The sequence below is a fragment of the Veronia pacifica genome, from assembly GCF_001707825.1.
Lineage (GTDB): Bacteria > Pseudomonadota > Gammaproteobacteria > Enterobacterales > Vibrionaceae > Veronia > Veronia pacifica.
The window spans coordinates 1-317 of the sequence record NZ_LYBM01000148.1 but is presented as its reverse complement, the minus strand read 5'-3'; the positions used below and the strand labels follow the sequence as shown (position 1 = coordinate 317).

Annotated in this window: 1 pseudogene; it reads right to left on the bottom strand. The window is 48.6% G+C overall.

From position 1 onward, the window contains the following. Positions 1-317: pseudogene (locus tag A8L45_RS24940) on the bottom strand (hypothetical protein); the annotation flags it as partial.

Genomic DNA, 317 nt, shown 5'->3' with positions numbered 1-317 from the left:
AGCTGTCATGTTTGATGAGTTGACGGCCAGCTTTCGTCTTGTCTAATGGAAACTGGTCATCTTCGTCAGCAACCCCATCACCATCGTCGTCATTGTCAGCATTGTTGCCGACACCATCACCGTCTGTGTCTATCCATTCATTGGGGGCATTAGGGAAGCCATAAGCAGTAACTTTATATCCATCGCCGTCGTCGTCATCGTCATCGTTGTTTCCGATACCATCACCGTCTGTGTCTATCCATTCAGTAGAGTCAAGCGGGAAGGCATCAACGTTATCATCATAACTGTCGCCGTCATCGTCGGTGTCGCGATGATTT